The following is a 22317-nucleotide window of genomic DNA, read 5'->3' as shown; positions in this document are numbered from 1 at the left end:
CTGTTATGCTACACTTGATTCATAAAACACGAGGAGGAAATATCATGCAAAAAACATTTAAAACACTTTCACTATTTCAAGAAGGAGTGAACGTTCTGAATTAACGAAACGACGCTCCTTCTTCCGGTATATATAAAAACACAGGAAGCAGGAGACAATTTATGACAAAATCAACACTTGCCACCCATAACATCCGGGTGCTATTTTGGATTTCTTTTTTTGGTACAATCAGTTTTCTTCAACCCGTATTAACGTTATTCTATTTTGAAAGAGGGCTAAGCTCTTCTGATATTTTAATTGTGCTCATGTTCTGGAGCGGTGCCGTATTACTCGGGGAGGTACCGACTGGAATATTTGCAGATCGGTTTGGTGCAAAATATTCATTTCTATTCGGTTCTTTCCTTAAGTTCCTTAGTATTACACTGCTTTTATTCGCCTATGAACCTTGGATGTTCTTCTTATACAGCTTCATCAATGGATTCAGTGTAACCTTTTTTTCAGGTGCGGATGAAGCGTTAATCTATGATTCACTCAAAGAATCAAATGAAGAAAATCGAATGGACCATGCTATGGGAAAGATCCAATCAGCCTCGTTTATCAGTATGCTGATTGCCGTCCTTTTCGGTTCCTATTTGGCGAGGGATCTGGTGGACAGTCAATTCACTCTGCTTATCTTATTGGGATTAGCCTTTCACCTAATAGAACTATTTTTAATCCTTTCAGTCAAGCAGCCGTCTGTTGATTCATTTCAGAAAGAAAATCCTTTTTCTCAAATAAAGAGTGGTATCCGTGTAATACGCCAGGCACCCCAGTTATTGTTGATGTTTTTAAACGTAACATTGGTCTTCATTCCGGCTGGTGCCGTTTACCAATACTTTGATCAACCGCTTTTACAGGATGCAGGCCTGCCTGTCTATTTGATCGGGGTCTTTTATGCAGTTTCTGCCATTCTTGGCTATATTGCATCGAATTCAATCGGCTGGATGACAGCTCGCTATTCCAGAGTGATGCTCATGAATATTTCAGGTGTATCAGCGGCAGCGGGGTTACTCATTTCCGGCTTGTTCGGGTCTTCATTATGGATTGTATTGGGTTCATTTTTCTTATTAAGGCTTGTCCGGGCAATCCGTTATCCTATTTATTCACAATTAAGCAATGACTTAATTCCGTCCGGGGTCAGGGCGACGACCATCTCCCTGCTTTCCATTGTGGATTCGGGCTTGGACCTTGTTGTATTCGGAGTGCTCTCTACGATTGCGTTGAATGGCTATTCATACGTACTCATCGGGTGTTCCTTTATCGCACTGGTTGGAGCCCTTTTGCCGATCAGACCTGTTAACACGAAGGAAAGTCGTAAGATCGAACAAAGCGCTTCCCTTTAAATGTGAAAGAGTGCTGACAATCTGTCAGCACTCTTTCTTCTTGTGGAGATCGATTATTTATTCTTAAGATACGTCCATCCTTCTTCTTGATACACTTTATCTTCTTTCATCAATTTTCCCAGCGCCCTTTTAAAAGCCGCTTTACTCATATTGAAACGATCTTTGATTTCCTCCGGCTGGCTCTTATCCCAAAATGGTATCGCACCGTTCCGCACAGCCAGATACTCAAGGATGACTTCAGCATCATCCTGCATTTTATCCTGCTTCAATGGTAAGAACGAAACATTCAGGTTTCCGTCATCCTTCACGTCAATGACTCTGCCTTCAACGAGTTCCCCGAGTCTCGGCTCCGCTTTACGCTCATTCATGTGAACAAAGCAGCGATATCCTTGTTCAGATAAGAAGAAGGTTCCTACCCTCAGAAGTCGATACACCCGTCCCTGTATTTTAGCATTCATCATTTCAGCAGAGGCTCTTCTTGACACCTGTTCAATGATATTTTCAGTGGCCAATCTTCCGTATAAACGGTCTTGCTTATCACGATTCAAGGTGAGGAACAGCTGATCGCCAGGATTCGGCCAAAGCTCCTCAAATTTCGGAAGATCATCAGATGAGACCAAAATATCCTTAGGCAATCCAATATTCACAAATACACCTAAATCTTCCCGCTTATCAACTACTTCTGCCCAACCATATGCACCGACCTGCACCTTAGGGATTCTCATGGTCGCCGTCAAGCGAACGTCCTTATCATGATAAAGAAATACTTTCACCGTATCTCCCTCATGGATTTCTTCTGTTATTTCAGAGTGATGCAGAAGTACACGATCGATATCATTCGTTAGAAAGAAACCGTATGGCACTTCGTGGTCAACGTATAAATCCTCTACTGTACCTGGTTTTAAAGAAGACATTCTATTTATTCCTCCAATATTCATTCACTTATTAACTTACGTTTTCTCTACTCATAGTTTGTATTCACTAAATATAGCTTTTTTCAGGAATGATGTATAGGGCGTATGCAATTTTTAATAATAAATCATCAATTTAGAAAATAATGAATTCACGAACTTTTACCGGTTCCATTGACCGGAGGATAGTCAGTTGTTATGATTCTCCTAATTCAATTATACCAAATATAGATGCACCTTGTATAAGTTCAAGAATATGGCTTGAACGTTTCTACCAGCTACCTTAAATGGCTTGTCTACAAGATAAAGTAAGACCAATGGAATTATTTTATCCTGTAGATACACTCTGGTTGATTCAGTCACCGGAGTTTTTTTATTTTATTTTATCTACACGGAGGGTTATGTATGAAAACATTCTTTCAGTTTGATGAAAGAGGGACAAATTATAGAAGAGAAACGTTAGCAGGTGTCACGACCTTCCTATCAATGGCTTATATTCTGGTTGTGAACCCCATCATCCTGAGTCAGGCCGGAATGGATAAAGGGGCATTATTCACAGCCACTGCCCTGTCAGCCATTGTAGGATCCCTGTTAATCGGTCTGCTTGCAAACTTTCCGATCGGGATCGCCCCCAGCATGGGACTCAACTCGTTCTTTACGTTTTCGGTATGCATCGGAATGGGAGTCGACTGGGAAATCGCCCTGACAGGAGTATTTATTGCTGGCATCATCTTTATGATTTTAAGTGTGATGAAGATCCGTGAAAAAATCATTAATGTCATCCCCCAGGATTTAAAATTCGCCATTGCCGGCGGAATCGGTTTTTTCGTAGCATTCATAGGTTTTAAAAATGCGGGACTCGTCGTTGCCAACCCTGAAACATTTGTTTCGATCGGGAACCTTTCTTCCCCTCCAACACTACTTGCTGTGTTTGGTTTTATCATTACCCTGATGATGTTAGTAAAGGGAATTAAAGGCGGGATATTCTATGGGATGGTTGCAACGACCATCATCGGGATGGTCACGGGGCAAATCTCCGTGCCTCATTCCATTATTGGCGGAGTCCCTAGTCTCGAGCCGACATTCGGAGTGGTATTCAACCATTTAGGGGATATATTCACTCTTGAAATCATGGCGGTGATCTTTACCTTTCTGTTTGTGGCTTTCTTTGATACGGCAGGTGCCTTGATTGCCGTTGCCAGTCAAGCAGGGATCATGAAGGATAATCAGATTCCGAACGCAGGTCGGGCTCTCCTGGCTGACTCTGCATCGGGAGTGGCTGGAGCGATATTTGGTACCTCAACAACAGCATCATTTGTAGAGTCCTCAGCCGGAGTGGCCGTCGGGGGAAGAACCGGATTCACGTCTATCGTGATTGCCATCTGTTTCTCCGTCGCCCTGTTCTTTTCTCCCATCTTATCGGTCATCACTCCAGAAGTGACTGCCCCTGCACTGATCATTGTCGGTGCATTGATGGCTACGGAAGTCAGACATATCAATTGGAATCGACTTGAAGTGGTCATTCCTTCCTTTGTGACGATTATTATGATGCCTTTAACCTTCAGTGTTGCAACGGGAATCGCATTAGGCTTCATTCTTTATCCATTTGCGATGATTTCATTGAAAAAGTGGAAGGAAGTTCATCCAATCATGTACATCCTTTGTGGATTATTCATCATTTACTTTGCATTTTCTTAAAAAAACGAAGAGGTGATTCCGTTTGGACGAGATCACCTCTTTTGTTATTTATGAAAGTTTCTTACTGCTTCGTCTGAAGGGAGAAAGAATGTCATCATCCCGAACAGAGGAAGGAAGCTGCATAGGATCATGACGAATCGGATGGTGTAAAGATCGGCCAATCCTCCAAAGATGACTGCTCCGACAGCTCCCATGCCGAATGCCAAACCAACGGTCAAACCGGACACCATCCCGATTTTACTTGGCATCAGTTCTTGTGCATACACCACGATGACACTGAAACTTGACGATAAAATAAAGCCGATACAAAAAATGAACGGATACACAATGGAGAGCGGTAAATAAGGTAGTGCAAGGGTCAGAGGTGCAGCTCCAATCATAGAAAAGAAGATAATGTTCCTCTTTCCGAAACGATCGGCAAGCGGCCCACCCATGAAGGTTCCCAAGACTCCTGCAAACATAAAGGCAAATATGTAGGCCTGGGCTTTTTTAATGGTAAGACCGTAGTCCTCGATCAAGTAAAACTGGTAATAATTTGATAACCCTGCTCCGTACCATGACCTTGCAAACACAAGGAATACAACAAACACCATCGCCCACTTGATTTTTGGGTTAATTGGGGTTTTTCTCCCCTCTTCATTCTTTTTCCTCTTGCTTCTTTCATTGAAACGCAACTGATCTGAATACCAATTAGAGACCCTGTACAAGACAAGAACCCCAATAATGGCCACGATCGTAAACCATAAAGCCCCTATCTGACCAAAAGGGACAAAGACAAAGGCAGTAATCAACGGCGCAAGCGCCTGGCCGGTATTTCCACCCACCTGATAGATCGACTGAGCCAGTCCCCTTCGATTTCCGGCAGCCATATATGCCACTCTTGAACCTTCGGGATGGAAAATGGCAGAACCGAATCCGATAAATAACACAGAAACGATGATCCATATGAAATGACCGGAGAGGGCAAAACCAATCAACCCTGCCAAGCTGGACAACATCCCTAATGGAAGCAGGTACGGCTTTGAGCGTATATCGGCATAAAACCCGAAGACCGGCTGCAATAAAGAAGACGTCATATTGAGTGAGAAGGCAATCCAGCCGATTTGCATATAACTCAGTCCCAATGACTTCTCAATGATCGGGAACATAGCAGGCACGACAGCCTGGAGTGTGTCATTGATAAAATGACCCGAACTGATGGCTAATAGAATTCCATATATAGTAGGATTCACGGCCGTTTTGGATGCTGTCTGGGCCACGTCCATCTCTCCCTTCCATTTATTTCGTCACTCTAAATAGTATACTGAATCATTCGAACATTTCCTATGGGTAAATAAAAAAAGCCGAAACTGAGTTCGACTTTTTTTACGTAGCATTATCCTCTGTTCGGGAATACCCGTTTCACCATATCCGCTATCTCTTCACCAAATCCTTCAATCGGTTTCCCATTTCTGGCTTTATCGGCATACCCTCTCATGCGGTCTACGAAATCAGGATTTGTTGACACGTACACATTATTGATACTGCCATTTTCTTTTTTCACTTGATCCGAGATTTTCTTTTCCAATTCCTTTGAAACATTTCCATTCTTATCGTCTTCTAATACAGCAGCAACATATGCGTTTTGATCAGTCGTCAGCACATAAGCACTTCTCACTTCTTTAAGTTCTGCCACTTTCCCCGCTTCTCTGTCAGCAAGTGAGTAATTTTCTCTCATCATCCCGTCATTCACATAATCCCGGTTCGCCTGATCATTCTTGTAGTTCACTCTCTCCAGGTTACGGTTGTTCATTTGCTGTCCTTCTTCATTCATGTTATTGCTTGTGCCGCATCCGGCAGCAGTGATCATGAACATCAATCCAATAGTTGCAATCATTAGATATTTTTTCATTTCTTTGCCTCCTAAAATTTATTCAGTCTTACTTTCCCCAGGGCTCCCTGGAACTATACAAGGAATCGGTTTATGTTTAATCATTTACTACATTAGGGAAAACTCGATATGAAAACGATTTAGGGAGGTAGGATCATTGTTCCAGGCAGCTTTGTGGGGAGGGGTAGCCAGTCTCTCCCTCTTGATCGGGGCGTTTATGGCAATATTTCTTCATATACCAAAAAAAGTGGTAGCGTTTATTATGGCCTTAGGTACCGGCCTGATCATCGGGTCCGCTACTTTTGATCTCTTAAGTGAAGCAGAAGGAAAAGCGGATCTGTTATACCTCATTTCCATGTTCCTTCTGGGTGCCCTCATCTTTACATTATTTGAAATGTTCATTTCTAAAAAAGGTGGAAGCGAAAGAAAAAGGTCGAAGAAGAATCCCCATGGCCACTCGGGGCTCGCCATTTATGTCGGTACCATCATGGATGCGATACCCGAATCCATCATCATCGGCGTCAGCTTTATTGAAAGTCAATCCATGCAATGGGTCTTCATCATCGCTATTTTCATCAGTAATTTGCCTGAATCTTTATCCAGCAGTATTGGGTTAAAGCTCGATCATTACAGCACGAAGAAAATTCTTTACCTATGGGGAAGTGTTGTCATCCTTTCTTCTCTCAGTTCTTTGCTTGGATATGCGTTACTGCAGGATGCCCCTGAAAGCACTTCATACATTATCGGAGCGTTCGGGGCCGGGGGTCTGCTCGCTATGGCGTCTTCAACGATGATGCCGGAAGCATATGAGGAAGGCGGACCCATTGTCGGTTTCCTTTCATCCCTGGGAATCATCCTTTCCTTTGTACTGACACATATGTCATAGATGTTAGAAGCATGCATCAGAAAAAACGTACTCAGGTTCAACCCTGAGTACGTTTTTTCAATTATTCCTCAAGATTGATGGTCAAGCCTTCTACAAATCGTTTTCCCATGAGCTTATCCTTTTTACGATTTTCTTTGCTATTGAAGATAATATCGAAATCATATTCCTCTGGATACAATTCCTTGGCGGATACATACAGACGGAGCCGTTTATGACTCACAGATCTCTTTTCCCCTTTGATCTGTACGGTGTAATTCCCTAAACCATCAGGGCCTTCATAGACAATGCCAAATTCTCCTTCCGGGGAGATCTGGACATTATCTCCTTTGGCAAAGGAGATGATGCTTCTGGTTTGTTTCTGGATTTTTCCGTGATTCCTTTTTTTATGCTTGTTAACGATCATTTGTTTCTCCATTTCCTTTTTTTCACTGTAGTCGATTTCTCCAAGACTATATGTTTTCTTCTGCTTATAGGTGATTTCATGTGCTTTTTCAATGATCTCTGGGTGCATTCCAAGCTTCAATGCAATGGAAAATGCCTGACTATCCCCACCCTGACCAACAATCAGTTTATACGTTGGCTGCAAGGTGTCGATGTTAAACTCCATACTGCCATTCATAAAACCTTCATGCTCCCCTGCAAAATGTTTGATCTCACTATAGTGAGTAGTGGCAATAAGCGTGGCTCCCTTTTCATATAATTGATCCAGGATAGCCGTGGCAAGACCCATTCCCTCCATAGGATCTGTACCGGAGCCGAGTTCATCCAACAGGACAAGGGACCGGTCGTTTGTATCCTTTAATATGTTGATGATATTTTTTATATGGGAACTGAATGTACTCAAGTTTTGTTGAAGGCTCTGCCCATCCCCGATGTCCAGGAGTATGTGTTGGTATATACTGATTTCACTGCCCTCGGCTGCGGGAATATGCAAACCGCACTGGGTCATGAGGGTAAGGAGCCCAACCGTCTTTATGGTTACGGTTTTCCCTCCCGTATTGGGACCGGTGATGACCAAGGCATGAAATCCATCCCCCATCCTGATCGTTAGCGGGACTGCCTGTTTCCCGAGCAGTGGATGAACCGCATTGATCAAGTGAATCCTCTGGTCTTCATTTACAACAGCCTTCACTCCATCATAGGCGCGACTATATTTTGCTTTGGCGAACAATACATCATAGTGGACCATTGTTTCAACCGCAAGAGTTAGTTGTGGCTCGTATGTTTGCACCATACCAGTCAATGTCCATAGAATATTTTCAACTTCATGATCTTCTTCGAATTTTAGAGTGAGGAGCTGATCCTGTTGTTTGCTCAATTCCTCCGGCTCGATATACAGGGTTGAACCCGAGGCTGAAGAATCCAGAACGGCCCCTTTCATCTTCCCCCTGAATTCTTTCTTGATGGGAATGACATATCGCCCGTTCCGTTGACTCACAATCGCTTCTTGAAGGAAGGATTTATACTTTGATGATTTTACAATCGATTGTACTTTATCCTTTAGCCGTTCTTCCTGAATTCCCGCCTGCTTTCGAATCCTCAGCAATTCTTTACTCGCATAATCGTCGACTCTGCCATTCCTGATGCATCGGTTGATTTCCTCTCCGAGATCGGGGATCTCTTCAATGGAATAAACATAGGAAGAAACCATCGGTGCGAGCCATTGTTTATCCTCCATATATTTTTTCAGCTTTTTACATGCATCGAGAAAATAATATAAACTTGTGAGCTGATCCGGCCTCATGGGAACACCTTTATTCAAATTCCCCATGATGTTCTCCACCCCGTCTAATGCGTGGATAGGTACGCTGGCACTTTTCTTTAAGATGTGTACAGCTTCTGACACCTCATCGAGGAGCATTTCAATTTGACGGATATTTGTGGATGGCCGTAACTTCCACAATTCCTTTTTACCTTCTTCCGTCAGAGCAAATCCCATTAATTCTTCTTTCACTGAGTTAAACTCAAGTGTTTGAAACGTTTTTTCATTCATTCCATTTCCCTCCGAATATACAAAAATAGACCACAACGAACAATGTCCATCGTGGTCTTCCTTCACTCGTATACAATCCTCCCCATCATAATAGCGCACGTGTAATTGCAAACAGCCTCCCGATCACCTATGTGAAAAGAAGTCCTCATTTGCAGAATGATGCACAAAAAAAGAGCTGTGCACAAAGACACAGCTCTCCTGATTTAGGGGTGAGTATGCTATGACCATTGTTCTTAACTACATTTTGAAGGCATAGCTAAATAAGCTGATCCAGCAGCCTGAATTAAAAGGCTACTGCCTGCAAAATGTCCGTATTCATTTCACGGTTAGTTAAGAACGACACCTAACATATTACATACTCCCTTTGTATACACTATTTAAATTCAAGAATAGTTTACGACGCATTCCATCTATTGTCAATAGGTTACTGTAATGAACGCTTATATTGGAACCTTTTCCATTGAAAGCGGATGAAACATCCTATGCAGAATCCTGCAAGGGCGACGGACGCAGCCACAAAGACCATCCCTGAGAAAAGATATACCCCCGTATTCCATCCTGCCAGGCTACTAATGATGGAGCCTCCCAGACAGCTGACTGCAATGATATTGTTGAAACGTTGCTGCTCAGCGTCTTCAGGCGGATATGCGGTAGGTTCTTTCCTTAAGAAGAGCTTCCCTGCCTGCATGACGGGATTATACTTAAAAAGTAAAGCTGACATTCCGACCAAGAACGGAAGCAGCAAGAAAAATTCTATTTGGGACAACCATGAAAGAGCAACAGTTGTTACGATGAACCATTGATTCAACTGAACTAATGGTTTTGGTATTGAATTGGCTGGAGCTGTACTCATATTAATTCATACCTTTCTGATTGGAATTGATGTAATTATAGTGTATGGGATAGAGATGAAAAAATCAAAAGAAAAAACCGAAACCGGCTGCCCATTTTTGGCCGGTTTCGGTTTTCACTATACGGACGCAACGCCTGCTCATTTCTGTCATTTCTTCAACTCATATTTTTTTTGTAACTCTAGAGGAGCCATCTTTACCATCAGTTGAAGAATGAAGGTAAACACCGCCAGATCATCGACAATCCCCAGCACTAAAAACACATCCGGGATCAAGTCCAACGGCAGCCAGATATAAAATGCAACCAACCCCACCGATAAACCCTTCTTCACCGCGGAAACATCACTGGAACGAAAAAAATCAACCAAAAACGGAACCGATCTACGAACATTAAACAGAAACCGCACCCGCTTCACAAACCTTATCATCACATCATCACCTGTTTGTTTTTTTCGTTATCATAGCACACAAACCAACAGGAAGTATCATTTCATACAGAGCATCGATTTTTGGCTCATTCGAGGGAAACGAACGTTTCCCTCGCCTTTCAGCAAAAGCTGAAAGGTCCCCAAGTGACACAAAGCCAGGGCAAAAATGCATTTTTGCCCTGGCCTTTGTGTCACTTGGGGAAATGAGCCAAAAATCACTTGGTAAAAAATAATATACTATGTTGCCTTTTATTCTTCTTCCAATCCTCTCTCTCCTTATGTAAATACCCCGTAAAATTATCACTGTTCCTGCTAACACTCTATCTTTTTAGCATACTTGCGTGTTATAATCTTTTAGATTGAGTATTAGGAGGTATTTCACATATGATTCAGGTATCAGATGTAAGCTTACGTTTTGGTGATAGAAAGCTATTCGAAGACGTGAATATAAAGTTTAATCCAGGGAATTGCTACGGACTTATCGGAGCAAACGGTGCTGGTAAATCAACATTTTTAAAGATTCTTTCAGGAGAAATCGAAGCACAGACCGGCCATGTATCCATGGGGTCAGGAGAGCGACTTGCTGTCTTAAAGCAGGATCACTTCGAATATGAAGAATATGAAGTGCTGAAAGTTGTCATTATGGGGCATACCCGTTTATATGAAGTCATGCAGGAAAAAGATGCCATCTACATGAAAGAAGATTTTTCTGATGAAGACGGTATGAGAGCGGCAGAATTAGAAGGTGAATTTGCCGAGCTTAACGGTTGGGAAGCTGAATCAGAAGCGGCCATCCTACTAAAAGGCTTGGGAATCAACGAAGACCTTCACACGAAACAAATGTCCGAACTGACCGGTGGAGAAAAAGTAAAAGTATTACTGGCACAAGCACTATTCGGCAAGCCGGATGTCCTTTTACTCGATGAGCCTACCAACCACTTGGACATCCAGGCGATTCAGTGGTTAGAAGACTTCTTGATCAACTTCGAGAACACAGTCATCGTGGTATCACATGACCGTCACTTCTTAAACAAAGTATGTACGCACATTGCCGACCTTGACTTCGGGAAAATCCAAGTATATGTCGGGAACTATGATTTCTGGTATGAATCCAGTCAATTGGCTCTGAAAATGGCTCAGGATCAGAATAAGAAGAAGGAAGAAAAGATCAAAGAGCTTCAGGCATTCGTTGCCAGGTTCAGTGCAAATGCATCTAAATCGAAACAAGCCACTTCACGTAAAAAATCGTTGGAGAAAATTTCATTGGATGACATCAAACCAAGCTCACGTCGTTATCCATATGTACAATTCAAGCCGGAGCGTGAAATCGGTAACGATGTACTCCGTGTTGAAGGTCTTACAAAAACGGTTGATGGAGTAAAGGTCTTGAACAATGTTTCCTTTATCCTGAATAAAGAAGACAAAATCGCACTCGTCGGAGCAAATGAAATTGCCAAGACCACTCTTTTCAAAATCCTTGCCGGGGAAATGGAACCCGACAGCGGTACATTCAAGTGGGGAGTGACGACCTCCCAAGCTTATTTCCCGAATGAAAACTCAAAGTACTTTGAAGGAAATGAACCTTCCCTTGTGGACTGGTTACGTCAATACTCACCGGAAGATGAGAGTGAAACATTCCTTCGCGGATTCCTGGGTCGCATGCTTTTCTCAGGTGAAGAAGTATTAAAGAAACCGAGTGTTCTTTCCGGAGGGGAAAAAGTCCGCTGTATGTTATCCAAGATGATGCTTAGCGGGTCAAACGTCCTTCTGCTTGATGAACCTACCAACCACTTGGATTTGGAGTCCATCACGGCATTGAATAACGGTTTGATCAACTTCAAAGGGGCGATGATTTTCGCATCCCATGACCATCAGTTCATTCAAACAATCGCGAATCGCATTATCGAAATCACCGAAGACGGTGTCATCGATAAAGAAACAACCTATGATGAATTCCTGGAAATGAAAGCTGCCATGAAGGCGTAACAAGATATAAACAAAAAAGCAGATGCCGAAAAATCGGTTTCTGCTTTTTTTCTTATGTGTGACAAGGGTTATGAGCTTTGTCCGCTCTTTACTAAGTACCCTTTGATTTGAAAATAGCTGATGTCTTTCGGCAGCTCTTCTTTAATTGGTTTCAACAGGTCCGTCCCTGCCTTTGAAACCGCTTCTTCAATCAGGCTCTCCTCTTCATCTGTAAATAGGATGCTCCAATCATCAAGGATGCCTTCCTGATAGGTACGGATGATGTGATTTTCAATCGTAGCCGTACTCATCCCCCGCTCTTTCGCAATTTCTTTAATTCCTTTGTGATCCTTAAATAAGGCATAGCTGATTAAATAAGATGCCGTATCAGAATGATTCGCCTTCCGTGCAGGCGCAGGCTTCACTGTCTCCACCTGATGTGTTGGATTTTCTTGTAAGAATGCTGAAATTTCCGCAATGAACATTTCTCCATAGCGATCCTTCTTACTTTCCCCCACTCCACTTACCTGAAGAAATTCTTCTGGGGTTTTCGGCAGTTTCACACACATATCCTGTAATGCCTTATCCGAGAAAATGACAAAGGGCGGGACCCCTTCTGATTCTGCAATGGATTTCCGGAGGGCTCTGAGGGTCTGAAATAAACCATCTTCCTTAGGGATAATGGCAGAAACCGTAGGCTGTACCTTTCTGGATACGGTTCTTTCTCCCATCAATACCTCTTTCCCCTTGGATGACACCTTCAGAACAGGAAAACTGCCACCCTCCACCTGTATGATCCCTTCAGAAATCAAATAATCAATGAACAGTCCTACTTCTTTCTGAGATTGATCCTTCATTAATCCATAGGTGGATAACCGGTCGAATCCCCAGTCAAGTATTTTCTTATTCTTTGATCCCGTCAACACTCCACTGATAAGGGAGGTTCCAAACCTCTCATTCATCCTCATCATACAGGATAAGACCATTTGTGCTTCCTTTGTGACATCTTCGGATTCTCTCTCATCAAGGCAATTGCTGCAATGGCCGCAGGCTTCCTCCACCCGTTCCCCGAAATATGCCAGAATGTAGTTCTGTAAACAGGATTCGGTATGAACAAAATCGACCATGTCACGTAATTTCTGCATTTCGTTCTGATGCAATTCCGGATTGATGATATTTTGATCAATGATGTACCGCTGCGTCTGGATATCCTGTGGGGAAAACAATAACACACATTCGCTTTCCACTCCATCACGGCCTGCCCTGCCGGCCTCTTGATAGTATCCTTCCATATTCTTCGGAATTTGATAGTGAATCACGAAACGGACATTCGACTTATTGATCCCCATTCCAAACGCATTGGTCGCTATCATGATGGTGATGGAATCATTCAGGAAAGCTTCCTGCTGTTCCTGCCTTAATGTGTCAGAAAGCCCGCCATGATATTTCCCGACGGCCACTCCTTTTTTCTCGAAAAATAGATAAAGGTTTTCCACTTCTTTGCGTGTCGCACAATAAATAATACCCGAATGCTGCTGATTCTTTTTTACATACCGTTCTACCCAACGCTTTCGATCTTCTCCTTTTACTACCTGGAAAAATAAGTTCGTCCTCTGGAATCCAGTTAATACTTTGTATTTTTCCGGAATGTGCAGGTGATGAAGGATATCGGACTGCACCTGGGGAGTGGCTGTTGCTGTAAGAGCAAGAATCGCTGGATTTGAACGGAGCTGGTTCACAGCATTGTAGATCCCTAAATAGCTGGGTCTGAAATCATGTCCCCATTGGGATAAGCAATGGGCTTCGTCTACAGCTACAAGGGGAATGGGCAAGGTATTCAGGAAACGAATAAAACCATACGATTCCAATCGCTCCGGGGCAATATAAACAAGCTTGTATTCCCCTGATGATATCTCTTCCATCCTATTCTCTACTTCACTGTTTGATAGGGTACTATTAATAAAGGTAGCGGGAATGCCTTGATGAATCAATGAATCCACCTGGTCCTTCATCAGGGAGATAAGGGGTGAGATCACCAGGGTCACGCCATCGAGCATAAGTGCGGGAATCTGGTAACAGAGTGATTTCCCACCACCAGTGGGCATAATGCCGACAGTGTTTTTTCCGTCCAGTATGTATTGAATGATACTTGCTTGACCATCCCTGAATTCATCATATCCAAAGTATTGCTTTAATACTTTTTTTGCTTCTGTGATCAAATATCTTCCCTCCAAATGATGTTCTTTCCCTATATTGTATTAAAGAAAAGGGGAAGTGCCAATAGGAAGTCCAAAGTTCCCAAAAAAAGCCCCCTCTTACTCTCCGTATTGAGGGGGTGATTCCAAATCCTTATAACGAATAGACCTTCTTACCATTATGCCATGTTTCTACAACCCTGATGTTGTTTATTTCATCGCTTGAAACCTCCATGGGATGCCGATCCAGCAGGATGAAATCTGCACGTTCTCCTTCCGAGAGGGTTCCTGAATTATGTGGTTCATTTAATTCGATGATGGTGGGCATGGACGTATATCCCCTATACGCTTCATTCACTGTCAGCTTTTCCTGGGGCTGCCAGCCACCTGATGGATTTCCAGTAAGGTCTGTCCTGTTCACGGCTGCAAACATACCCTCGAAGGGATCGATGGAACCAATAGGCAGGTCCGAGCTTAATGTATAAGGGATTCCCCGGTTTACAATACTTTTAAATGCATCGCAGTAGGGAGCAAGATCTTCCCCTACCCATTTTACTTTTTGGTCCCATTCCCCCATTAAGAAAGAAGGCTGAGTTTCAATCGTGGGTTTGAGTTTTTCCAATCGGTATAGTAAGTCCTCCCCCAAGGTTTGAGCATGGATGACCCTGTGATGATACATATCGGTTCGCGCTTCTTTCTGTTCGAGTGCGGTAATCGCCTGTTCAACCGCTTGATCACCGATGGCATGCATGGCCACCTGCATGCGATTTTCACCTGCCAGCCTTACCAATTCATTCAGCTCTTCCTGTGTATAGATCAAGATGCCGTTTGTATCAGGCTGGTCCTTATAAGGGATCCTCATGGCCGAGGTATGAAGACGTTGAGTCCCATCAAGGAATATCTTCACAGCGCCAACTTTCACATGTTCTGTACCTTCGCCTGTCCGTTCTGGATGGCGCTCGAGAAAATCGTGCAGATGCTGTTTTTTAAAGATGTAGTGATGCAAGTATACTCTGATCGGTAATTCCCCTTCTTTTTCCAACCCGGTATAGGCCTCCCATAACCGATCATAAGAACCAATGAAATTCAGGTCGTCCGTGTGAATGGTCGTAATCCCATGCTTGAGCATATGAGGAATCCCGTGTTTGATTGCATCCTTGGCATCTTCACTGCTTCTCTTCCGGAAATGATGTTTGATGAAATGTACGGCACTATCCTTGAAACGGCCTGTCCAGTCGCCGCTGTCATCTGTTTCTTTGAAAGCATCTGGAATTTCGTTGAATTCCTTTTCATCCTTTAACAAATCTATGACCTTATGATTCACAATGCATTCATGACCGTCCTGATGAAGAAAAAACATATACGTATGTAAATGCAATTCATCCAGATCCTTACCGGTCAAAAGATCATTTCGATCCTTAAACTCACTGTCATCAAGGCCTCTTCCTACGACCCAATCCCCATTCTCCATCTCAGGGTAATATTCAAGAACTTCCTTTTTCATTTCTTCCCAGCTTGTCACATGTCTAAGGTCGAGTTCTCTCTTCATTAATCCATACCGTAAAAAATGCATGTGTGAATCATGAAATGCCGGGGACAGCACTCTTTCCATCCCATCGACCGTTTCCCCGTTTTCGGTTTTTCTTTCCCCTTCTGTGATCTCGGTTATCCTCCCCTCCTCGATCGTTACACTATAATTCTTAGTCGGGTTGGTATATTCATGACCGTCATATAATCGAACATTCGAAATCCTCACTAGACACTTCCTCCTTAAAGTTGGCTATACTCTTTTATACCTCAACCCGATTCGATTAAACGTAAAAAAAGCTGTACATGCATAGTCGCATGTACAGCCTCTTTAATGAATCAGAACCATCTTACTGTTTTTTCTTCTTTATTTTCGTCAACTGGTTTGGACAGCTTCCAAAAACCGTCCCATACAGTTTCTTTACGCTCATTTTCAACGGAAGTACTTTTCACTTCTTTCTCTTTTTTGGACATGTTGCTCCCTCCTTTAATACATAAATACATTACATACTATTCAAATGTAAAAAAAGAGTTTAAGCATTTTTTTGCAATTCTTGAAACAGTTGCGATCCGGATAGAAAAAAGAACCAATCCGGGGATTGGTTCTTTACGTTCAATCAGGATGATTTCATTGTTGGATGGGGATTATCCACGACTTGCAATACTTTAGTGGAAGTCACCATATCTTCTTTACAAAGCGGACACTTAGGTGTATCTTCACTCTTGAAATTATCTCTCATCCAGCCCTTACAATCTTCAGCGGAACAAGCCCAAATCTTTGTTTCCTCTGTTTTTATTTCTTCCTCAACTTGATTTCTACGACCAAAAGCCATTGAACGTCCTCCTTTAAGGTAAGTAGGATTTCCTTGCTATGCTTTCTAACAGGAAAATATTGATTGTGGTAATTTATGCTGCAGATAGTATGTGGTCAGTAATAGTACGTTAATAATCGGATAAAATGCATCGATTATTTCCATTATACCATACTTGACTCCATTTTAATATATCAACACGAAAGTATGGGCTTTATGTAAAGATGGAAAGACCCGAATCATTTTTTCTTTTTGCCCCTTGAGGATGGCGCCTTCACTCCACCTGGCATCTCCTGGCTTGTCGTACCTTGCCCTTCTACTTGAGAAGAACCGAGAGTGGCTTTAGATGCATCCTTTTTCCTGTTACTCATCGAAATCACCTCCCTTTCTACCGTTCCCATGAACCTCTAATTTTATGTACATCACATAGAAATTCAATCGCCCCTTTCAATGAGTAAGAAACGGGGACATGGGAAATCTAATCATTAAATTAAGGTTTTAGGGTGTTGAGGTCTGTGTTCAAACGAAGAGAGATGAAGAAGAGTATAGATCAAGGTCCCCCTCACAGCTTTGATATCGAGGACTTCCACAAGGAATTGCTTGCTATGGTGAGCAACAGTGAAGACTTAGTATTCAGGGTCATTACAAAAGGGGATCAAAAAATCGCAGTGGCTTATTTTGACGATCTGATTAACCCCACCTCCATGCAGGATAGCATTGTCAGGCCACTTGAGGAATCCAGCGAAGATCTGAACTATCATCTGATCAAAGATACAATTAATATTGCAAAGCTTACAACCACGAATGCCATTACTGATGTAGTCGATAATCTTGTGAATGGGACCGCTTATATCTTTAAAGAGGGGGATACCCATGGGGTTTTAGCCGATGTGGCAGATAAAGGCACACGGGCACTTGAAAAGGCGGAAACCGAATCATTGGTGTTTGGGCCGAAAATCTCATTCACTGAATCCATAACGAAGAATCTCAATTTAATCCGTTCAAACATCAATGATCCTAAATTATGCGTCGAGACCTTTATGGTCGGATCCAGAACGAAAAAAAAGGTGCAAATGGTTTATATAAAGGATATTGCAGAGGAAGAAAACGTCAATACGTTCAGACAACGGATGACAGATATTGAAATTGACAGCATTGTGGATTCTACTGTACTTGCTCAATTGATTGAAGATAATTCTTTCACCTTCTTCCCGCAATTCATTACAACGGAGCTGCCCGACCGGTGCACCATCTCCCTTCTACACGGTAAAATCGCTTTACTCGTGGATCGCAGTCCCACGGCTATAATCGGACCTTCCACGTTCATAAATTTCTTCGAATCCACAGAAGATATTTATATGAGATGGAATATGGGGACCTTTCTCCGTTTCATCCGTTTTGTAGCGATCTTTTTTTCTATTCTTTTGACCCCGGCATATGTAGCCGTCCTAACGTATCATTACGAAGTCATTCCTTCTGCTCTATTAGTTTCATTGGGCCAATCACGGTCGAATGTGCCTTTCCCCCCTGTCTTCGAAGCCTTGTTATTGGAATTTATCATTGAATTATTAAGGGAAGCCGGAGCCAGGTTGCCAACCAAGGTAGGACAGACGATGGGTATCGTGGGTGGTATTGTCATCGGACAGGCGTCCGTTCAAGCGGGATTCACCAGTAATATCCTGATTATCATCATTGCGATTTCCGCGCTTGGATCCTTTACTGCCCCCAGCTATGCCATCGGGACTGCCGTTCGGATCATACGTTTCCCAATCATCGTCATGGCAGGATTGTACGGCGGAGTCGGAATCATGTTTTGCTTTTGCTTTATCTTGATTCATTTACTGAAGATCACAACATTGGGAAGACCCTATTTATCTCCCATCTATCCATTCAGATTTTCGGATTTGAAATACAGCATATTCCGCATGCCATATCAGTATTTAGTCAAACGTCCCGTATCCAATCATCCCATTGACAAGGGGCGCATCCCGATCAAAAAAGCCAAAATGAAAAAAGACGTTGATGAGTAAAGGGTGATATGTATGGAGATCAATGTGAATCCTAAAGAGCGGCTGATGTTTAATGCGTTTTTACTTATGTTTATTTTACATACCGCCCAAACCGGGGTGGGAATTGCCGGCTTACCAAGGATCATTTACATGGAGGCGAATAGGGATGCCTGGATTTCGGTAATCATTGCAGGCATTCTTGTTTCCTTTGTGTTATTCCTCATGGTTAAAACACTTGAAACCTATGATAGTGCAGATTTATATGGGATTCATATGGACGTATACGGCAAGTGGATCAGTAAAGGAATGAATTTCCTCTATATCCTTTTCTATCTGGGCGTGACCTATGTCATCCTGATGAATTACATCGAGATGGTGCAGGCCTGGATCTTCCCGAGAATGCCGACTTGGCTTTTGATGGGGCTGCTCCTCTTCTTACTTGTTTATGCTGTTCTTGGAGGAATCAGAGTAGTCGTGGGAATTGCGTTCTTAGGTCTGATACTGGCATTTTGGCTATTATTCATGATCTACACCCCGGTTAAATTCATGGACTTCAATCACCTTCTGCCGGTCATGACTTCCTCTCCAAAGGAGCTCATGATGGGTGCTTATAAAACGAGCTTTACCATCATTGGCTTTGACTTGGTGTTATTTGTCTATCCTTATATAAAGGAAAAGAAAAAAGTATTAAAATACGCTCTCATCGGCACAGGATATTCAACCTTTTTATTTACTCTGGTCACCGTTGTAAGCATAGGTTTTTTCTCAGAGGACGCTTTGTTAAAGACAATCTGGCCCGTTCTATCCATGTTCAAGATCTTGAGGATACCAAACCTGGAGCGCTTTGAGTTCATTGCCGTCTCCTTCTGGATGTTAGTCATCCTCCCAAACATATGTCTGTACTTTTGGGTGGCGACCAGGGGGATGAAGAGAGTCTTTCATTTTTCTCAAAAGAAAGCCATCTATCTCTTCGCAGCCACGCTATGGATTTTATCACTATTCGTTCAGGAACGAATAACAATGAATACCATTACGGATAAGGTGGGTACTGCAAGTTTTTTTCTTTCTTTCATGTATCCCGCTCTCCTGTTTATCCTGGTTAAATTAAAACATATCGGCAACAGGAAAAAAGGTGTAGACCTATGAATAAAGTCTTGTTACTTATTTTGGTCTGTCTCCCCTCTGTTTTCTTAAGCAGCTGTGTGGAAACGAAATATTTAGAAAAGCTCGGTCTGATCACAGCCGTCGGCTATGACCAGGCTGAAGATGACAAAATCACGGGGACGCTTGTACTTTATCAATTCAACCCTGCCATGGAGGATGTTGAAAAAATCCTCTCCACCACGTCTAAAACGAGTAAAGGCATCCGGTTATCACAGAATCTGGAGTCTGATCATAAACTTGTGTCCGGCCAGTTGAGGATCGTTGTATATGGCCGGGAGCTGGCAGCCAGAGGGATTTCCCACCTGGTCGATACGCTTGAAAGGGATTCCGCAATCGGGAATATGGTGTATTTAACGATAGCCGATACGACGGCTGAAGAAGTATTGAGGTATCAGACGGAGGAAAAACCTTCGAACAGGGGGACCTATCTTTACAATTTAGTCAGGCAAAACGTAGAATCAGAGATGATTGTTTCCCCAACCTTGCAGGAATTCATCACTGATTACGGAAGCGTCGGTAAAGACCCCATCCTACCATTATTGACGGCTGCAAATGGAAAAGTCGGGGTAGATGGCTTCGCATTATTCACAAGAGATAGGTTCATTAAGGAAATTAATAAAGACCGCATCTTCTTCATCCGTTCGTTAATGGAAAACTACAACGCAGGGAGTGTAGAGGTAGAATTACCTCTGGAAAAGTTCAAGCCATACCTATCACGCCTTCCTGCAGCTCCCGAAAACAACAAAGTATATATGATGATCGACAGCATCAAATCTTCCCATAAGATCCAGACAGAGAAAAAAGAGCGGGCTTCCTTCAAGGTCGAATTGAATCTTGAGTCACGAATACTCGAAATGACCGAAGAATTGCAGCTGTCTAAACCAAATGCCCTGCACTTGGTTGAAGAGGAAGTGGAGAAATATATTGAAGAAAACATTAGGGATACCCTCCTGATGCTGCAGGAGGAAGGAACAGATCCGATTGGGTTTGGAATGGAGTACAGGAGTGTCAGAGGACACGAGGATTTGACAAGGAAGCAGTGGGACAAACTGTATAAAGAGGCTACCTTTGATGTGAAAGTGAATAGCAAAATCATCCGTACAGGCGTTATCGATTAATAGCGGGAAAAGGTCTATCCAATATCGGATAGACCTATTGTTCCATTCTACTGGTGATTTCCGTGACGATCGAGTCATCCATGATCTCCATCGGTTGATCGTTCTCAAAGATGACCAATCCATAATAGACCTGCAGATCATCATCACAGGCTTCACAAAAATACACCTCTTCCGGATCCCAAAAGGCTATGGAGTGAAATTTCTTCGTCTTTGCCTTTGGATAACGTTCACTGAATCGTTTCAATTCCATTAGAAAGGTTTCAACGGCTTCTTCCCTGCTATCAAACGTCCAATCGCTTCTGATATCCTTTTCCCAGCCTTCAAAGAACCACCATGGCTCTGCATCACTTTTCGTCGTTATAACTCTCCATCTAGTATTCAATGCTTCACCCTCCTTGCTGCCATGTCCAAATTGTACATAAAATGGACAGGAAAGAAAAATATTTAACTTATCCCTCCTATAAAATTATTGACAAGTTCCCTGCCGTACAAGCATAGGTTTAATAGAAAAGTACTATGCTTTCTGACCGAGGAGGGAAATCATATGAATTTCATTGTTTTGAAGAAAGGTTCCATCATTGCCATACTGGTGACAATCCTGGTGATTACAGTCGGTACGATTTGGTCTCTATCTTCGAAAAACTCATACCCGACAGTGTCGCTATCCGAGAAAACGGGAGAAAAACAAGTCATTCAGCTTGTAACCGGAGAATTCAAATCGAAGACTGCCGACGGCAAGGAAATCGAAGCATATCGGTGGGACCCCGGGACGATTGTGGTGGAAAAAGGCAAAGAGGTGGAACTGCGCATTTACGGAGTGAACGGCATGGAACACCCATTTTACATCGAGGGCACGGATATTAAAGGGACTGTAAAAAAAGGGAAAGAAACCGTTGTAGATGTAACGTTCTCAAAGGAAGGAACGTACAGGCTTATTTGTGAAATGCATGAAACCATCGAGAATAACGGTCCGATGATTGCGTATATCGTTGTCGATTAGCGTAATATCACTGAAATGAGAGGTCTCTAAAGTGATTTGTCACTTAGAGACCTTTTAACTTGCTCTCAAATACATTTTTTCAATGAAACCAATCGTTCACAAAATCGTATAAACAATTACCATGGATTCTATCCGGGTTTCGCAGTATACTGTAAATGTGATAAAATGTTCTTTCATCTATTATGGATGCAACTAGAATAGTAAAAGGAGTCTTCTCCATTGACATACATTATTGTACAAGACTTATTGGATTTTTACTTAAGTCCTTTGCATGTCAGTATCGTATTTTTATTCATACTGGCATTGATCTGGGATCGGTGTCCATCACCATTCCATCTCTATACACAATACTATGATAAAAAACTGGAAGGAAACAACCTCATTGTCAGACAGGTTGCGGAAAATGAAGCCTTACCTGTCAGGGTCTGGTTTACAACCTGTATGAAGTTTCAATTCTATCATACTGATAATGATGAGGAATCCTCTTCTGTATTTATGTAAAAGAAAA

General features: G+C 42.6%; 21 protein-coding genes and 1 riboswitch. Of the genes, 9 read left to right on the top strand and 12 right to left on the bottom strand.

Annotated elements, in window-relative coordinates; translation table 11 throughout:
• The first annotated feature begins 161 nt into the window (after positions 1-161).
• Positions 162-1382, top strand: coding sequence for an MFS transporter (locus tag N5C46_RS02155; protein ID WP_261750728.1), 1221 nt, complete (start codon positions 162-164; stop codon positions 1380-1382).
• Positions 1383-1435: 53 nt separating this feature from the next.
• On the opposite strand, the gene N5C46_RS02150 is transcribed toward N5C46_RS02155, so the two are convergent.
• Positions 1436-2296, bottom strand: a complete 861-nt coding sequence (locus N5C46_RS02150) for a CvfB family protein (RefSeq protein ID WP_261750727.1) — start codon at positions 2294-2296, stop codon at positions 1436-1438.
• A 215-nt stretch (positions 2297-2511) separates the two neighbouring features.
• Positions 2512-2612, top strand: a riboswitch (purine riboswitch).
• 86 nt (positions 2613-2698) lie between these two features.
• Here N5C46_RS02150 and N5C46_RS02145 point away from each other — a divergent pair.
• Positions 2699-3991 carry an NCS2 family permease gene (locus tag N5C46_RS02145; protein ID WP_061809891.1) on the top strand — a complete coding sequence of 431 codons (1293 nt, stop codon included), beginning with the start codon at positions 2699-2701 and terminating at the stop codon, positions 3989-3991.
• A gap of 44 nt (positions 3992-4035) precedes the next feature.
• On the opposite strand, the gene N5C46_RS02140 is transcribed toward N5C46_RS02145, so the two are convergent.
• Positions 4036-5256: an MFS transporter gene (locus N5C46_RS02140; protein WP_261750726.1), complete on the bottom strand. Its 1221-nt coding sequence runs from the start codon at positions 5254-5256 to the stop codon at positions 4036-4038.
• 110 nt (positions 5257-5366) lie between these two features.
• The gene (locus N5C46_RS02135) at positions 5367-5882 is read right to left on the bottom strand and encodes a YhcN/YlaJ family sporulation lipoprotein (RefSeq protein WP_261750725.1); all 516 of its coding nucleotides are present in this window, start codon (positions 5880-5882) and stop codon (positions 5367-5369) included.
• Positions 5883-6018: 136 nt separating this feature from the next.
• Between N5C46_RS02135 and N5C46_RS02130 the strand changes: the two genes are divergently transcribed.
• Positions 6019-6747, top strand: coding sequence for a ZIP family metal transporter (locus tag N5C46_RS02130; RefSeq protein WP_098440218.1), 729 nt, complete (start codon positions 6019-6021; stop codon positions 6745-6747).
• A gap of 61 nt (positions 6748-6808) precedes the next feature.
• Here N5C46_RS02130 and N5C46_RS02125 read toward each other — a convergent pair whose 3' ends face one another.
• From N5C46_RS02125 to N5C46_RS02115, 3 genes are all read right to left on the bottom strand, one after another.
• Positions 6809-8740, bottom strand: a complete 1932-nt coding sequence (locus N5C46_RS02125; RefSeq protein WP_261750724.1) for an endonuclease MutS2 — start codon at positions 8738-8740, stop codon at positions 6809-6811.
• A gap of 424 nt (positions 8741-9164) precedes the next feature.
• A complete protein-coding gene (locus N5C46_RS02120; protein ID WP_261750723.1) occupies positions 9165-9593 on the bottom strand; it encodes a DUF4395 domain-containing protein in 429 nt (142 codons plus the stop codon).
• Positions 9594-9740: 147 nt separating this feature from the next.
• Positions 9741-10019, bottom strand: coding sequence for a YkvA family protein (locus N5C46_RS02115; protein WP_261750722.1), 279 nt, complete (start codon positions 10017-10019; stop codon positions 9741-9743).
• A gap of 384 nt (positions 10020-10403) precedes the next feature.
• Here N5C46_RS02115 and N5C46_RS02110 point away from each other — a divergent pair, with 384 nt between their 5' ends.
• On the top strand, positions 10404-12005 hold the full coding sequence (locus N5C46_RS02110; RefSeq protein ID WP_034758938.1) for an ABC-F family ATP-binding cassette domain-containing protein: 1602 nt from the start codon (positions 10404-10406) through the stop codon (positions 12003-12005).
• 68 nt (positions 12006-12073) lie between these two features.
• On the opposite strand, the gene recQ is transcribed toward N5C46_RS02110, so the two are convergent.
• The 5 genes from recQ to N5C46_RS02085 form a co-directional block, all read right to left on the bottom strand.
• Positions 12074-14203 carry a DNA helicase RecQ gene (gene recQ, locus N5C46_RS02105; RefSeq protein WP_261750721.1) on the bottom strand — a complete coding sequence of 710 codons (2130 nt, stop codon included), beginning with the start codon at positions 14201-14203 and terminating at the stop codon, positions 12074-12076.
• Between the two features lie 130 nt (positions 14204-14333).
• Positions 14334-15935 (bottom strand): amidohydrolase, encoded by a 1602-nt coding sequence (locus N5C46_RS02100; protein WP_261750720.1) that lies wholly within the window; start codon positions 15933-15935, stop codon positions 14334-14336.
• A gap of 110 nt (positions 15936-16045) precedes the next feature.
• Entirely contained in the window at positions 16046-16180 is a 135-nt protein-coding gene (locus N5C46_RS02095) for a hypothetical protein (protein ID WP_261750719.1), read from the bottom strand.
• A gap of 143 nt (positions 16181-16323) precedes the next feature.
• Positions 16324-16539, bottom strand: a complete 216-nt coding sequence (locus N5C46_RS02090; protein ID WP_034758928.1) for a cold-inducible protein YdjO-related protein — start codon at positions 16537-16539, stop codon at positions 16324-16326.
• A 218-nt stretch (positions 16540-16757) separates the two neighbouring features.
• Positions 16758-16889, bottom strand: coding sequence for a YuzL family protein (locus N5C46_RS02085; protein WP_261750718.1), 132 nt, complete (start codon positions 16887-16889; stop codon positions 16758-16760).
• A gap of 162 nt (positions 16890-17051) precedes the next feature.
• On the opposite strand from N5C46_RS02085, the gene N5C46_RS02080 reads away from it, so the two are divergent.
• From N5C46_RS02080 to N5C46_RS02070, 3 genes are read left to right on the top strand one after another with little or no spacing between them, the layout of a single operon-like run.
• A complete protein-coding gene (locus N5C46_RS02080; protein ID WP_406687983.1) occupies positions 17052-18548 on the top strand; it encodes a spore germination protein in 1497 nt (498 codons plus the stop codon).
• A gap of 12 nt (positions 18549-18560) precedes the next feature.
• Complete coding sequence (locus N5C46_RS02075; RefSeq protein ID WP_261750717.1) at positions 18561-19673, top strand: GerAB/ArcD/ProY family transporter; 1113 nt, start codon at positions 18561-18563, stop codon at positions 19671-19673.
• Positions 19670-20809: a Ger(x)C family spore germination protein gene (locus tag N5C46_RS02070; RefSeq protein ID WP_261750716.1), complete on the top strand. Its 1140-nt coding sequence runs from the start codon at positions 19670-19672 to the stop codon at positions 20807-20809. The genes N5C46_RS02075 and N5C46_RS02070 overlap by 4 nt, the downstream gene beginning before the upstream one ends.
• A 34-nt stretch (positions 20810-20843) precedes the next feature.
• On the opposite strand, the gene N5C46_RS02065 is transcribed toward N5C46_RS02070, so the two are convergent.
• Positions 20844-21191 (bottom strand): DUF1033 family protein, encoded by a 348-nt coding sequence (locus N5C46_RS02065; protein ID WP_261750715.1) that lies wholly within the window; start codon positions 21189-21191, stop codon positions 20844-20846.
• Between the two features lie 162 nt (positions 21192-21353).
• On the opposite strand from N5C46_RS02065, the gene N5C46_RS02060 reads away from it, so the two are divergent.
• The gene (locus N5C46_RS02060; RefSeq protein WP_224519809.1) at positions 21354-21809 is read left to right on the top strand and encodes a cupredoxin domain-containing protein; all 456 of its coding nucleotides are present in this window, start codon (positions 21354-21356) and stop codon (positions 21807-21809) included.
• Between the two features lie 219 nt (positions 21810-22028).
• Positions 22029-22310: a hypothetical protein gene (locus N5C46_RS02055; protein WP_261750714.1), complete on the top strand. Its 282-nt coding sequence runs from the start codon at positions 22029-22031 to the stop codon at positions 22308-22310.
• Positions 22311-22317: the final 7 nt, after the last annotated feature.

Source organism: Rossellomorea vietnamensis, from assembly GCF_025398035.1.
Lineage (GTDB): Bacteria > Bacillota > Bacilli > Bacillales > Bacillaceae_B > Rossellomorea > Rossellomorea vietnamensis_B.
Note: the sequence above shows the minus strand (reverse complement) of the source record. Positions and strands in the feature narration are given on the sequence as shown.

What these genes read in the sequence shown, in the direction of transcription:
- N5C46_RS02155 (WP_261750728.1), top strand. Translation starts at nt 162, where the DNA reads ATGACAAAATCAACACTTGCCACCCATAACATCCGGGTGCTATTTTGG.
- N5C46_RS02150 (WP_261750727.1), bottom strand. Translation starts at nt 2,296, where the DNA reads ATGTCTTCTTTAAAACCAGGTACAGTAGAGGATTTATACGTTGACCAC.
- N5C46_RS02145 (WP_061809891.1), top strand. Translation starts at nt 2,699, where the DNA reads ATGAAAACATTCTTTCAGTTTGATGAAAGAGGGACAAATTATAGAAGA.
- N5C46_RS02140 (WP_261750726.1), bottom strand. Translation starts at nt 5,256, where the DNA reads ATGGACGTGGCCCAGACAGCATCCAAAACGGCCGTGAATCCTACTATA.
- N5C46_RS02135 (WP_261750725.1), bottom strand. Translation starts at nt 5,882, where the DNA reads ATGAAAAAATATCTAATGATTGCAACTATTGGATTGATGTTCATGATC.
- N5C46_RS02125 (WP_261750724.1), bottom strand. Translation starts at nt 8,740, where the DNA reads ATGAATGAAAAAACGTTTCAAACACTTGAGTTTAACTCAGTGAAAGAA.
- N5C46_RS02120 (WP_261750723.1), bottom strand. Translation starts at nt 9,593, where the DNA reads ATGAGTACAGCTCCAGCCAATTCAATACCAAAACCATTAGTTCAGTTG.
- N5C46_RS02115 (WP_261750722.1), bottom strand. Translation starts at nt 10,019, where the DNA reads ATGATAAGGTTTGTGAAGCGGGTGCGGTTTCTGTTTAATGTTCGTAGA.
- N5C46_RS02110 (WP_034758938.1), top strand. Translation starts at nt 10,404, where the DNA reads ATGATTCAGGTATCAGATGTAAGCTTACGTTTTGGTGATAGAAAGCTA.
- N5C46_RS02095 (WP_261750719.1), bottom strand. Translation starts at nt 16,180, where the DNA reads ATGTCCAAAAAAGAGAAAGAAGTGAAAAGTACTTCCGTTGAAAATGAG.
- N5C46_RS02090 (WP_034758928.1), bottom strand. Translation starts at nt 16,539, where the DNA reads ATGGCTTTTGGTCGTAGAAATCAAGTTGAGGAAGAAATAAAAACAGAG.
- N5C46_RS02085 (WP_261750718.1), bottom strand. Translation starts at nt 16,889, where the DNA reads ATGAGTAACAGGAAAAAGGATGCATCTAAAGCCACTCTCGGTTCTTCT.
- N5C46_RS02080 (WP_406687983.1), top strand. Translation starts at nt 17,052, where the DNA reads ATGAAGAAGAGTATAGATCAAGGTCCCCCTCACAGCTTTGATATCGAG.
- N5C46_RS02075 (WP_261750717.1), top strand. Translation starts at nt 18,561, where the DNA reads ATGGAGATCAATGTGAATCCTAAAGAGCGGCTGATGTTTAATGCGTTT.
- N5C46_RS02070 (WP_261750716.1), top strand. Translation starts at nt 19,670, where the DNA reads ATGAATAAAGTCTTGTTACTTATTTTGGTCTGTCTCCCCTCTGTTTTC.
- N5C46_RS02060 (WP_224519809.1), top strand. Translation starts at nt 21,354, where the DNA reads ATGAATTTCATTGTTTTGAAGAAAGGTTCCATCATTGCCATACTGGTG.